Raw genomic sequence first — 14,190 nt, forward strand, 5'->3', positions numbered from 1 at the left:
CTCCCTTATACTTATTTTTTATTTTTTTCTTCTCTACGTTTAGCTTGTGCAATTTTTGCAGCTTCTTTACCTACAGCTGATTTATAGAATCGTTTACGTGAAATGAATCATGTTGACATTATTAAAAGAATAATAATTGACATTCCACCAAATGCTAAAACAGGTGTAACTCATCTAGGCATTGAACTTGGAGCTTTTAATCCGTAAATTGTAACTTCAATAGTTATATAATTAAATCCATCAATCTGTGAAGACTCTATTAAAGGGTTTTTACTATACTCAAAAGCTCTGTCAAACATTCTAACAGTTAACTTTGAACTATTTGCAGATAAGTTATAATTTTTATTTTCTATAATATCCAAACCAATACCCGGATCTAATAATCTATGTTTATTTAGCCTTCTTTGAATTTGTTTTAAGTTTTTTTCTCCAGATAAACCTTTAGTTTCTGTAGTTAGTCCAATACCATTAAATTGTAAATTTTGAACTTCCTTAACTTTTGAATTTAAATCGATCTTATTTACTATGTTATCTTTTTTACCAAAATCATTATCTTTTATATTCATTTTAACTTTTAACTTTGGAAGATTTATAAATTCTTCACCAGAACCAATAAATAAGAAATCATTACTTAATTGAGAATCTTTTGCTTTAGGTCTCAACTTTATTCCTTCAAGTGTGTAAAATCCAGATTCAGGATCAGGTAAAACATTACCGTTTGTAAAGCCTCATCCAGAATCTCAACTATCAAGTTCCTCAGAGTTAGAGTATCAATCATTTATTTCTCATACATCATCAAACTCTTTTCATAGAATTTCATTTTCAAATCCAGATAATTTTTCTAAAGAGTCTTGAATAGAATTATAAACTCAACCAATCATACTATTGTAATCATCAAAAGACACCTCATGTCCATCTTCTCAAGGGAATCACAAATCAGTATTTGATAAATCAAATCTATTTATATAATTTGTAGTTGAAGATTGTAAAAATGAATTTCTAAATCTTGAAGTGTTAGATGATTCTATATTGCTAATAGTTACATTTCCGCTTTCTTGAATTTGACCATATCTATTTTCAGGTATTAAATTACTATCTGTAATTTCAATATTGTAATCAGTACCCAATTTAGAACCTGCAAATATATCTCTAATTTTTTGTTGAGATATGATTGGATTTTTAACTTTACTTTCAGGACCTTTTTCATCAAAACCTCTTAAACTATAAGAAAGCTGATTTTTAAAATCATCAACATAATCCTGTCTTTTATCAAAATTTCTATTAGCATTATAATAAAATGGATTTGTTTGAAGAGTTTTTAAATCTAATTTTTCAAAAACTTGAGAAGTATAAATTGGTTCATTATTTTCAATTATATTCTTGAAAGAATATTCTAGTTTATCCCCAGAATAAACAATACTATTATTTAGAATAGAAATACCAGGTTTTCCAATTATGTTCAATGGAGAATCTAAAAATAATATTTTTCTAGCAACTCCTCCAGAAATCATGTTTTGAGGGTTTTTGTAAGAATACTGATAAATAGATTGGTTGGTAGTAACTACAATATTGTAATTTCTATTTATTTCATCATAATATGAATAAAATCCATTAACACCTTTATCTTCATAGACATCCTTTTCTTTATATTTTTCTGTAAATTTTTGAGGAAGTAATTCAAAAAGTTTAACCATTTTATTTCCATCCATATAATAAATTGCTTCTTCATTATTTGAATCAGTTGCCGCAAAAATAGTTTGTTGAGAATCGCCAGAACCTCTATGATCAGTGTTTGTAATATAAGTTATTTCTTGTTTATCAAAGTTAGTAATAACATTATTTATAGGATCTTGACCTTTCACTATACTATAAGAATAAAAATCAGCACCTGACATAAAGTTTAAAGTAACTTGATTATCATTACCAAGTGAAAAATTTATATTTCTAGGGTTAGTAGGTATTGATGGAAGTTCTTGAGTCATCACTTTAACATTTCCCATTCTCGAAGAATCAAGGTTACCATTAGTATTATTTTCTGTAAAACAGTCATTTAAATCATAACTTGTCACAAAATATTTACTTTCAGATGTGAAAAACATATAAATATGATTATCTTTACTTGAGTCATTTAATTGTCTTGTTGGTGCATAAACCTTCAAAACCTGAGCAGATTCACTAAATTCATTCGGCATGTCAAGTTGTAATTTTTTATCTTTGTTAACAGCATCAGGCTCTATATCTAGTATATTTATTTTTTTATTTTTACCCACATTATTATCAGCGTATGCTAAATATTTTGTTTTATAATCTTTACGCCCCAATCTGTTATAAATAGATGAAAAAGCTGTAGTTGATGCATTGTATGAAGTTTCAGAAGTTGAAACATCACTTTCAACACTAACATAACCATCATTTTTATCATTTTTAATTATAAATGACTTTAAATTTTCACCTGAACCATTAGTTGCAGATACGGCCATATTATATATAACCTCTTCTTTACCACTATTAGGATCAGAGTATTTAAAGATTGCTAAATTCTTTTTTAAAAAACTAGCATCTTTACCTTGCGCTTCTTTCATCAAACCAATTCCATAGTTTTTATTTCTTTTTGCATTTAGATTATATTTTTCATTTTGTTCATCGTTTCCAGTAGCTAAGTTAAAAGTATCACTGTCAACACCTTCAAGTTTTGTAGTTCTTTCGCCAAACATGTTTAAAACACCAGTTTGTTCTGCTAATAAAGCAACTGGTTGAGCTGATACAGTAATTCCTCCTAATAAAGTCAATAAAGTTTTCATATTTTTAATTTCCTTCCCTAGTTTTTTCCTGATATAAATTACTATTTTTAATAGTTCCTTTATGCCCATAAGGGCATAAACTACAAAAATATTATAGAGAATTTTAGAGAAAAAAGGTATATAAAAGATTAAAAATATTTAATTACTTGAAAAAAAAAAAAAAAAAAAAAAATCAAAATTATTTGATTTTAATATCAGTAAATACATTTACTTAAAGTAACCTATTTAGCCACTTTCTTTTTATCTTCGTAAGTATCAACACTTGTTTTAGCACTAATTAATCCAAAAATTGAACCAACTGTTAATAATCCACCATTTAAACCAATAAACACTATTAATAAACCTAAAAGTAAGTTTAAAACAGGATCTTGTTTATGAGTTGAGTTAAATATAATAATTGGCAATAAAGAAACTATAAACAAACCAATACCCATCCCTAAAGCTAAAAAATAACCAATTCTTTGTTTATAACTTTTTCTTGAGTTAATTAAAACTAAGTTAAAGATTAAAGCACCATATGCTATTAAACAAATTATCAATACAGTTCAACCAATTGAATTTATAGTTGATAAACCTGATTCACTTACTTGTGTAAGTCATTCACCTAATCTATTTAAAAGTTCATAACCTTTATTTACAAGATCTTTTAAAGATATCATGATAATTGAAAAAACCATTACAGGCATTAAAGTTGCTAACAATAAATAAATACTTACATGTGATAGAGTTTTTGAAAATCTAATCATATTTTTTTCTCCTATTAATTTTTAAGTACCTTAAACAACATTTAAAAGTATACTATTTTGAGAAAAAAAATAAACTCATGAGAGTTTATTTGATTGATTTTTTATCTATATGTAATAAATAAATTAAGTTTAGCACTTCCAAATATACCTTTTGATTTTCCATAATCATTAGGTCTTACATAAATATGAGTAACCATTAATTCGTTTTCATTTATAGCTTTATCTATATCTTCTTGAGTTAATAATCTATTTGTGTTTGTTTGTTCATCCAAAGTATAAAGTGGACTAAATTCTAAACCAAATAATGCAAAGTAAAGTGCAGTATAAGGATCATATGCCTGTATTGTTTTTGAAAGTGATCATTGTGTTAGTTCTGTTAAACTTTCAAGCTCACCTTCATCTTCTTTTTGAGCTCTTCTAAATAAGCTGATTTCATTAAGTTGGTTTAAATCACCTGGATGATGGTGAATTGTTGAATAATATGTTGCATTTCCAATTAAATTATTTGCAATACCTTCTTGACTTGCTTTTATTTTAATTTCTCAAGTTTCTTTATTAGCTCCATTTGCACCCTCAATATCAACATCTTCTATATCTCTATTATCCATTACACTTTTAATTGAAATTACTTCAATTCAACTTTCTTCAATAAAGATGTTGTGACTTTTTTGTAGTTCTTTTTTAATTAAAGCAGGTATTAATAAAGTTTTGTAGCTATCAACTCCAAAGTTGAAATATCCCAAATTCTCTGTGACAGCATAGCCATTTAATACTGACAAATTATAACTTTCTTCTTGTTTTTCTTTTAATATATTATTTGTGTTAATCACAACAGGTGCAACACTTGTTGTGGTCATTGACAATGATGCGATTAAACTTAGTAATTTTATCATTATATTTTATTACCTTTCTTTCTTAACCCACCCAACCCACCTTTAAAAATTTATATTTATAAAGTTATTGGTAATTTGCAAATATTATATATTTCATGTTTAATAAATAATTTTGTTTGTTAAATACAAAAAATATTTAGAAAAAAACGCAAAAAAAAGCCCAGAGCGAACTCTGGACTAAAACTATTTAAGGGTAAAATAATTTTAAATTTAACAACTTGAATTGTTCTAGGTACTTATTTGCTTTTATTCAAAGCTCTTACAAGTAGCATTAACTTGTAGTTTCCTGATCCCACCCTTACACCCTTTATTTTTTTCTAGAAAAAAATAACTGGAAACTTGGAGATTTTATATTATTGATATCTAATAAAAACCAATACCTTTTTTGGACTAATTCATTTTTATTCCCTGTTTTTTATTTTTGAAATATTACACTTTCGCAAGCGATTTATGTATTGCTTACAAATGTTATTATCAATTATTAATAAAAATAATCAACAACAATAGTTCAACATAAAAATTTTTTTAAAATTCTATAATTATTTTAATTTTATCGATTCAGACCATAAGTGAGCATCTTTGTAATATAAAACAATTGAAATTATTTTATATATTTGATATATTTATATTGTAACTAATTTGTTTACAAGTTAGTTACGCGTTGTTGTAAGCCCTCCCAAAGTTTATAATAACTAGGGATATATGAACATTATCGATTTCGATAAAACTATTTGTTAGAGAAGTATATATACATCTATCAGTTAATAGTGAATAAGATAATGTAATATTTTCCCTATAACGCAAATTGCAGATTAAATTACTTGTTGTCTCTTTCTAAGAGGCAACTTTTTTTTATCTTTAATTTGGTTAAAATTTTTTAATAAGTGTTTTTTTAAACAATTTTTTTTATTCCCGAACAGCATCAAATGATTGATTTTCTCTAGTTATTTAAAGACATCTATCTTTGACACCCTTATTGTAATACTTTAAATATTAAATACAAATATTTAAAAAACCTCTGTCAATTTTAAACTAGTCTCTCACTGCTTTAAAATCAATTTTAAAAAATTTTAAAAAAAATAGTTAACTTGAAAATTAACTATTTTTTAAATTATAAGGATAATTTAACTCCAAAAATTTCTTTCACCCTGGGTTTGGTGAGTGTTCTGGATAGATCTGTCAGAATTTCTTTTGAGCTTCTTGGTAACTATTTGCTTTAATAATCTTATTTCTTACTAAATACATAAACACTATACTTGCACTTCTATTTATTCCTCAAATACAGTGAACATAGATTTTTTTATCTTTAATATTGTTTTCAATTTGTTGAATTGCATCCAATATTAAAGATTTGTCCATATCTTCTAGATAAGGATAATCTTCAAAGTTGTACAAAATTCTCTTATTGTTTTCTTGTACTATTTTGTTTTCACCATCTTTAGGGTTTTGTGTTGTGAATATCTCTTGAGCACAGCTCAAGATCAAATCAGCATCTTCAGGAACTGAATGCATGTCTCCTAAATATAAGTTCTTTACGATTTTTTTACTCATATTTTAATCTCCTTTTTTCTTATATTCATAATGGCAAGAAGTTAGTAAAAAATTCTTGTTCATTGTCAATAAATAAGCAATCATAGTTTGTATTACTTTGTTTTAGTAAGTTTTTATGTTCCAATATATGGACAAATATGTTTATTTGTCCATCATTGAATTGCTCTAAAAACACAATTGGTCAAAATTGTAGTCCTGGATTTATTTGAACTAAACCCATATTGCTAGGTTGATCACTGTATACTTCTATTAATTTAATTCTTTCTTCTTTTTCTTTATCTTTTAGATCAAGAAAATAAGTTAAAGTGTTTTGATTACTTGCTTTGATTAATCTATCTTGTTGATCAAATGTAAAGTAAAGATTAACAAATTTATAGTTACCATTTAAATAATGAACTTTATATACGTCTTTTATTGTATGACTTTGATTATTATCTATAACTGTTACATCTTGAGGAGCATAAAACTCTATTTGACTACAACTTTTATCTATTAAAATTGTATTCAAACTCTTTATAAAATTGTTTATGTTCATATTACTTTACCTCTTATACTTATTATAATAAAAAACTAGCTTATCGCTAGTTAAATATTATTTAAATGTTTCTATAAATTGGGTGGCTAGAACCAATTTATATTAAAAAATACTAAGTAAAAATGTAATCTGTTTTTTCCAAGCGTATGTATCTTGGGAAAAATATATCTAAAACTAATAACTCACATTATTTTAATTTAACAAAGAAGTCTAATAATATGGCTAATTTTTATATACTTCAAAAATATGTCAGCTTTGTTTCAAATCCCTGTACAAATAAAACAGTTAAGCATATAAATATAAAAATTTTTTTATTCCCTACCTTCGATTAAAAGGCAAATTCATTTTAACAATTATTAAGAAAAAACTATTAAATTTAGCAAAGTCAAAATTCATTTAAAAAAATAAAATTATTTTAAAAAGTGAGCAAAATTCATTAAAAAAGAATTTATTTTTAGTGTAGTTTTGTTTAAAATTATCCTAAAAGGAAGTTATGAAATGAATTACAAAAAAAGTTTAAGAAAACTTAAAAGGTATCACTATAATTGATTTAATTTAACCTTACTTATAATACTATTTCCAATCGCTTTTCTACTATCAGCTTTTTGTGCAATAGTGTTTGTCCCCTACTTATTTAAGTATCCAAGAAAAGGAAAATACAGAGGACTTGATTTTAATACTTATGAACACTTAATGCATGATCTTGAGTCTAAAGATATGACAAACTTTAACTTAACAAAAGATCAAATAAAAGAGTTTTATATTGGTCCAATCCAAGAACAAATAAGTGCTTTAATGGTTAAAAACAAAAATAGTAAAAAATGAGTTATTGGACTTCATGGATTTAAAAGAAATAAATACATGGGTTTAAGACAAATATATCACTTCTATGATCAAGGATATAACTTAATAGCTTTTGATGCTTTTGCTCATGGTTTAACTTATGGAAAATATTCAGATTTTGGTTTAACAAATGCTAAAGTATTAGATGAAGTTATTAAATGAGTTAAAGCAACATATGATGTTGAAGAAATTGGAGTTTTAGGAACAAGTATGGGAGCTACAAGTTCACTGTTCTTTGCAAAAAAATACTACAAAGAAAATAAAGTGGATTGATTAATAGCAGATTGTCCTTTCTCACAAGCAGTTCCTCAAATCAGATTCTTTTTACAAAAATACATGGTATTGCCATGATGAATGATGTCACTTGGAATTAATTGAAACTTTAGAAGATATGCTCGAGCAAGCATTAAAGAAGTTAACCTTCTTAAAGGTTATGAAAGTATGAATGATTTAAAAGTACTTTTCATTCACGGTAAAAAAGATGACTTTATAATGTATGACAACTCTGTTGTTATGTATCATTTAAAACACAATTCAGAAAATGAAAAATTAAGTCAAATAAACTTATATGATAATGCACGACACTCAAGTTGTATGCACAAAAATATGGAAGACTATATGAACACAACAATTGCTTTTGCAAAAAGATAAGAAAAAAAACCTCACTAAGAGGTTTTTTTTAATTATCAACTTCATTGTTTAAACAACATCTTTAATAAAATATTTAGAAAATTTAACATAAAGAAAAGTCTTAATAATACTACTAGAACTGAAATTTACAATTAAATATAATTAAATTATTATTTTGATACTCTTTTTAATGAAAGTTTAGCTTGATCTTTGCTGTCATCAACAGAAATTACATAACCATCCATTTGTTGACCTACAGTTACGAAGTCACTAACGTTTGTTACGTAAGCATCAGCGATTTCTGAAATATGAATTAACCCTTTGTAGATTTTTCCATCAATTTCAGCATCACAGAATGCACCAAAATCAACGATTTTAGTAATAGTAATATTTACAATTTTTCCCATGTTTTTTTCTCCTTACCCCTTTACTATAAACTATTTTGAAACTTTATGTTGGATTTTGACAAAAAAAATAAAATATTTTTAAATCCTAGTGGAGTTAAAAATATTTACTTTGACTTTTGTTATTTAATTTTAGATATAAGGACAGTTGCAGTTTAAATTAAGCCTAATGTGTTAAACTCATCTTTTTCTATTTTTAGATCTTCTTTTCATAAGTTTATAGTGTTTTCTGCACATATAACCTGTAGAAAAGGATTTTCATCCTCTTCTAAGACAACCATTAACTGGACAAGCATTTATTTTCATATAAAAAATCCTAACTATCAAAATTTATAATTTTGAATTCTTACTCATTTCGTTTAATATATTTTCAAAGAAAAGTTATTAAACACTTTTTGATTAATATTACATACATTTATATTTAATTATTTGTGTTTTATTTGTAAGCATAATCTTTTGCTGGCTAATTAAAATCTACATATATTTTATAAGAAAAGTGCCTATTTTAAAGGGATTATGTCTAAGTGAAAAGGATTTTAATGACTTTAAAATTTTTTTATGAAATCTAAATAATTTAAAAAAAGAATCTAGGTTAAACTAGATTCTTTTTTATTTCTTATTAATTAAAAATGGTGAATTTGATTTTTTATAGTACTCATCATTTTGAATATAGTACATCTCAATTCAATCTTGAGTTTTTTCTTTGTCCACAACCCTAAAAGAGTCTTCTAAGGCTTGTATTAATGGATCCATATTACTTGCAAGTATCATTGCTGTAATAGAAGTTTTGCTAATTATTTCATACATATCTGCAAACTTTGGATGGAACAAGTAAGAATTCGGGTCATAATGAACAAATGGTAAGAACAATACATTGCTTATTTTGATTTTCTTAATAATATGATTTTCATCAATGTATCTAGAAAGTCTATCTCCAAGTGGTTTAAAGTAATCAAGGATATGCTCTCTTCTATGTCTTGGCATAACCTCTTCTCAGTATTCATCTCCATCTTCTTTATCAACTATCGATAAAGAAATAATGTTTATATCTTTTTCAATTCCATATGCTAAAAAGATAAAGTCAAAAGATATGTCTAAATACTCTTGCATTGGATAAAGCATAATTAAAGTTTCTTTGCTTAGTTTTTTAGTTGATTTAATAACTTCTCTCATTAACTTTACTCTTAAAATCATTTCTGTCACTTTTTCTTCACTTGCTTCATAGCCAAGCAATATAAAGAAACGAGATTTAAACATTAATGTTAAGTCTTTATCTGTTATTTGCATAAAATAGTCAAGTTTAAATATACAAAGAGAATGAATTAAAGCTTCATCACTAAATCAAATGTTTTGATTTTTAAATATAGCTAGTTTTTCTTTTTCTATTTGAGCTAGTTTTAGAAATTTTTTAGATCCTAATTTTCTTTTATTCATACAAAAACCTAACTTTCATTAATAGTATTATATCATTTTGACTATCATTTAAAAATAGAGTGGATTATTATCAAAAATAAAAAATCCTTTTAGGATTTTTTTCTTTTTTATATAATTTTTTTATTCTATTTCTTTTGGATTGTAAAAACGAAATAGTATATCTTCACTACCTGTAATACCTTTTGAAACACCATATTGAGTTGCTCTAACTCTTAAATGAAAGAAAACTTCTTGTTGTGGTTCTAAAACTATTTTACTTAATTCTTCATTTGTTAATTTTTGTCCTTGCGGATTAATTAAGTAATTTGTATATTCAAGCGCTCCATTAGCATATTTTGATAAAGGATTGTATAGGTCGCCTCCATAAAAGGTTCTTACATAAGCATTGTATTCGAATGCTGCCTTTTCAACTGTTATTGGTGTTCCATAATTAAAGACATGAATTGTGTTGTATCTATCAATTGATAAATCATGGGTACCATGATCTATTGAAAGAGTTACACTCGCTTGTCCAGTAAATCCAAATATTTCACCAATTTCATTTGCTTTCAATATAGCTGTGTAATATTTTTCTCCAGGCCCAGTTGAACCATTAGCTTCTTCATTAGTGATTGGTTCTCCTGTAAAATCATTTGTAATTGAAACTACATCAAAGTGAGCTGCATTTGCATATATGTAGTAACTGTTTCTTAAAGCTTCTGCAAAACTTTGTCTTAAATGAGTTTCATATTCTTGAATAGTTCATCAATAACTTCCTGCAATAGGAACCGTAACTGGTCTAAAGTCTCCAATATCTAAATGTTCTATTTGTTTTTCTTTTATAGAGTTACCAATAACACCACTAACAGGCATAAGTGTTGAAGTTGTTAAACCCAAACTTCCTATTAAACTTAATAATTTAACCATATTATTTTATTACCTTTCTTTCGACATTTCCCACCCAGCCCCCACATTGATAGAGTTGATAGAGTTGATAAGTTTATTGATATATTTATATTTTATTTTCATTAACTTGTAAAAACCTTTATTAATTGATTTATAAAATATGTTATTAAATTAAGCTATTTTATAAATAAATTTACAAAACAAATAAAAAAGTACTTTTACAAGTACTTGCTATTATTAATATACTTTTTAAAAAGAACAATAATTTGTTAAAAATTTATTAGTTATAAGGTGTATTTTTTATCTTTATTTACTTGCATATGCATATATAACAATTTCTGTAGAACCAACTATTCCTTTGGCTTTTCCTGCTTGAGAAGCTCTAATTTTCAATGTTAGTGCTCTGCTTTCTCCAGGTTTTCAACCCATTTCTTCTAGATCTTTATTAGTTAGTTTTTCTCCTTCTGGAGTTAAAAAATAATCTACATGATCAAACATACCATCTTTAAATCTTGAAAGAGGGTTTGTTGGGGTTGCTTTATATCATTCATTTAAGACATGCATATAAAGATCAAAGCCATCTTCTACAAAGAAATTATCTTCTGTAACATTATATTCAGCAAGAATTTTTTGATCTTTTGTTATGTCATGACCTTTGTGTTCTAAAGTAAATGCCATTTCTGTTTTACCAAAAAAACCATTATTTTGTCCATATTGATTTGAAGATATACCAACTGTGTAATATCCAATATTCGCACCATTTGAACCACTTGCATCATCATCTGTCATTTCTTCACCAGTAAAGTCATCAGTGATGTAATCTACATCAAAGAAATCTCTTTGTGCTGATCAATGAACGTTTTCTTTAAGATAATTTGCAAATTCTTCTAATATTATTGGATGATATTTATTTGCTCCATAGAAATAGTGTCCATCCATTTCAAAACTGATATTTTTGTATTTTGAAATATCAATTTTTAATTGTGGTTCTACTTCGATGTTTCCAATCACACTAACAGGAGTTAGAGACGAAGTTGTTAAACTCAAACTTCCTATTAAACTTAGTATTTTAAACATTTAATAATACCTTTCTTTTCACAATCCCACCCTACCTACCTTTTGTGAAAGACACACATTTATCATTGTAAATGAGCAAGTAAATAAAGGATTTTATAAAAGATTTTTAAAACAAAAAAACTCAACACTTATTAAATGTAGAGTTTTATAATTCATTTTTTTCTTAACTATATTTAGTTATTATTTTCAAAAAATGGCTTTATTAAAGACAAATGTAACTTCTGATCAAGCAGAATTTTCAGTTGTAACTTCTCTATTATCAAGTTCAATCACATGTCTTGGACTTGTTAATAATTTTCCAGTTTCTTGATCAATTTCAAATACAACTTCAGAGTATACTTTAAGTTTTGAAACCCCGTGTTTAGGGTGAGGCATAATTATTTCCATAATACCATCATAAACTCATCTATCTTCTGTTGATTTTGATTCATTTTTAAACATTTCAAAGTTTGCATTTGTATATGTTATATAGTAATCACCTAAGATTTGAGCAATTCTCATACTTCCTTGATAAGTAATTCTTTGTACATCAGTATAATTACTTGGGTTATTAAATTGATAATAAAGTCCTGAAAAGAACTCATTAGAAGCATATTCATTTTCTAACATCACTAAACTATTTGAAGCTTCAATATCATAAGTTCTATAATAGTTATTTGCCTTTTGGTTTTCATTATAAGTTTCATTCTCATAAAATGTTGCTCTTTCTGTATTTAGAGAAACACTAATACCTTGATCTTTTGTTGAATTATTTACATAAGAAAAAGCATCATTTGCTGTATATGTTAAAGTATGTCTCATCATTGAAGCCATTTCTTCTTCTTGTTCTTCTTCAAAAAATTCTAAAGTATATTCAACTTTTAAAATTGATTTGTTATTTTCAGGAGAATTTATATTAATTTCACCTGTATAAGTAGCTACTTCATCATTTCCTGTATCAATACGTTCTAATATCATGTTGTTAAAATTTAATCTTTGATCTGCATAATTAATTAACAGTGACATATTTAAGTCCATAAGTGTTAATTTTTTTGCATTTACAATTCAACTATGTTTAAGGTTACTAATACTTTCAAAAGTAGTTGTGCTTACTTCTTGTCCAACTCCTTTAAAAATTTCAGTTTTTGTCATTGGTAAAAATGGTTTTGTTATCAACTGTTTTGGAGAGACAACAAACTCACTAGATTCTTGTTTATTTTTCACATTCTCATCAATTTTTGCTTGAGAAAGTAAATTTTGGTTAACTATCGAAGAAATTGGTGTTGCTGATAAAGTCATTGAAGACAGAGCTAATAATAGTTTAGTCATATTTCTTTCGATTCCTTTCTTTCAACTACCCACCCAACCTACCTTGATTGATATTTATTAACTTATGTAATTTAATATATTATTAAAATAGTTAAAAATAATTTATAGTTAAGAAATAAAGAAAAATAATAGAATTTTTAAAAATAATATTAAAAAAATTTTATAAATAATTATTATATGAAATAAAAAAAACTCAGATATTGTATATCTGAGTTTTTAACAATTAAAAGTCAAAGTTATCTGGACTTGGTCCATCTCTGTACTCTTCAATTGTTGATAATAATTGCATATCTTCTTGAGTTAATTCAAAATCTTCAATTTGAATGTTTTCAACCACTCTTGATGGTTTAGAAGATTTTGGAATTATTACATAATCAAGTTGAAATGCTCATCTTAAACAAATTTGAGCTGCACTTTTATTGTATTTTTTAGCCAATTGTTGTATTTGATCAATTTCGAAACATTTTCCCCTAATCATTGTTCCTCATGATTCAACTACAATATCATTTTGTTTACACTCATTTACAACTTCTAAGTTTTGAAGTGCTGGATGTAATTCAAATTGATTAATAACTGGTTTTATTTTACATACTTCTAAAAGTTCTTTTAAATGATGTGCTTGGAAATTACTTACACCGATTGATTTTACTTTTCCCTGTTCAACAGCTTCTTCTAATGCTTTTCAACATTCAAGTCTTTTTTCTGTTGGTCAGTGAATTAAAAGTAAATCAATATAATCTAATTCAAGTTCTTCTAAGATTTCATCAATTGCTTGCTTTGCAAGATCATATGCATGATGAGTGTTTCAGATTTTAGAAGTTATAAAAACTTCTTCTCTTTTAACATTACTTTCTTTTAAAGCTCTTGCAACAACTTTGTGGTTGTTGTAAATGGTTGCAGTGTCAATGTGTCTGTAGCCATTTTCAAGAGCAGCTTTAATAGAGTTAAGTGTTTCACTCTCATCTGTTAATTTATAGGTCCCTAAACCTACTTGTGGGATTGTTAATCCATTGTTTAATTTTAAGTTTTTGTCTAATACTTTATTCATTTTTTCTGTCTCCTTTAATAAAGTATCTTTATTAT

General features: G+C 26.0%; 12 protein-coding genes. 1 reads left to right on the top strand and 11 read right to left on the bottom strand.

The genetic code is table 4. The features are described from left to right. Positions 1–11: 11 nt before the first annotated feature. The 5 genes from SBIUS_RS02575 to SBIUS_RS02595 all read right to left on the bottom strand — a co-directional run bounded on the left by SBIUS_RS02575 (position 12) and on the right by SBIUS_RS02595 (position 6,526). Positions 12–2,801 (bottom strand): hypothetical protein, encoded by a 2,790-nt coding sequence (locus SBIUS_RS02575; protein WP_162684943.1) that lies wholly within the window; start codon positions 2,799–2,801, stop codon positions 12–14. A 221-nt stretch (positions 2,802–3,022) separates the two neighbouring features. After that, positions 3,023–3,547: a hypothetical protein gene (locus tag SBIUS_RS02580; RefSeq protein WP_162684944.1), complete on the bottom strand. Its 525-nt coding sequence runs from the start codon at positions 3,545–3,547 to the stop codon at positions 3,023–3,025. Positions 3,548–3,648: 101 nt separating this feature from the next. Then, positions 3,649–4,440: a hypothetical protein gene (locus SBIUS_RS02585; RefSeq protein ID WP_162684945.1), complete on the bottom strand. Its 792-nt coding sequence runs from the start codon at positions 4,438–4,440 to the stop codon at positions 3,649–3,651. Between the two features lie 1,095 nt (positions 4,441–5,535). Next, positions 5,536–5,991, bottom strand: a complete 456-nt coding sequence (locus tag SBIUS_RS02590; RefSeq protein ID WP_162684946.1) for a dual specificity protein phosphatase — start codon at positions 5,989–5,991, stop codon at positions 5,536–5,538. A gap of 19 nt (positions 5,992–6,010) precedes the next feature. Further along, a complete protein-coding gene (locus SBIUS_RS02595) occupies positions 6,011–6,526 on the bottom strand; it encodes a hypothetical protein (protein ID WP_162684947.1) in 516 nt (171 codons plus the stop codon). A gap of 498 nt (positions 6,527–7,024) precedes the next feature. On the opposite strand from SBIUS_RS02595, the gene SBIUS_RS02600 reads away from it, so the two are divergent. Then, complete coding sequence (locus SBIUS_RS02600; protein ID WP_162684948.1) at positions 7,025–8,020, top strand: alpha/beta hydrolase; 996 nt, start codon at positions 7,025–7,027, stop codon at positions 8,018–8,020. 149 nt (positions 8,021–8,169) lie between these two features. On the opposite strand, the gene SBIUS_RS02605 is transcribed toward SBIUS_RS02600, so the two are convergent. From SBIUS_RS02605 to SBIUS_RS02630, 6 genes are all read right to left on the bottom strand, one after another. Next, complete coding sequence (locus SBIUS_RS02605; RefSeq protein WP_162684949.1) at positions 8,170–8,406, bottom strand: S1 RNA-binding domain-containing protein; 237 nt, start codon at positions 8,404–8,406, stop codon at positions 8,170–8,172. Positions 8,407–9,012: 606 nt separating this feature from the next. Continuing rightward, entirely contained in the window at positions 9,013–9,837 is an 825-nt protein-coding gene (locus tag SBIUS_RS02610; protein ID WP_162684950.1) for a hypothetical protein, read from the bottom strand. A 120-nt stretch (positions 9,838–9,957) separates the two neighbouring features. Next, positions 9,958–10,743 (bottom strand): hypothetical protein, encoded by a 786-nt coding sequence (locus SBIUS_RS02615; RefSeq protein ID WP_162684951.1) that lies wholly within the window; start codon positions 10,741–10,743, stop codon positions 9,958–9,960. Positions 10,744–11,028: 285 nt separating this feature from the next. Then, on the bottom strand, positions 11,029–11,799 hold the full coding sequence (locus SBIUS_RS02620; protein ID WP_162684952.1) for a hypothetical protein: 771 nt from the start codon (positions 11,797–11,799) through the stop codon (positions 11,029–11,031). Positions 11,800–11,979: 180 nt separating this feature from the next. Then, positions 11,980–13,107 carry a hypothetical protein gene (locus tag SBIUS_RS02625; RefSeq protein ID WP_162684953.1) on the bottom strand — a complete coding sequence of 376 codons (1,128 nt, stop codon included), beginning with the start codon at positions 13,105–13,107 and terminating at the stop codon, positions 11,980–11,982. A gap of 223 nt (positions 13,108–13,330) precedes the next feature. Continuing rightward, positions 13,331–14,155 (bottom strand): aldo/keto reductase, encoded by an 825-nt coding sequence (locus tag SBIUS_RS02630; RefSeq protein ID WP_162684954.1) that lies wholly within the window; start codon positions 14,153–14,155, stop codon positions 13,331–13,333. Positions 14,156–14,190 lie beyond the last annotated feature (35 nt).

Origin of the sequence: Spiroplasma sp. BIUS-1 (assembly GCF_010365805.1) — a bacterium.
In the GTDB taxonomy this organism is placed as follows: domain Bacteria; phylum Bacillota_I; class Bacilli_A; order Mycoplasmatales; family Mycoplasmataceae; genus Spiroplasma_A.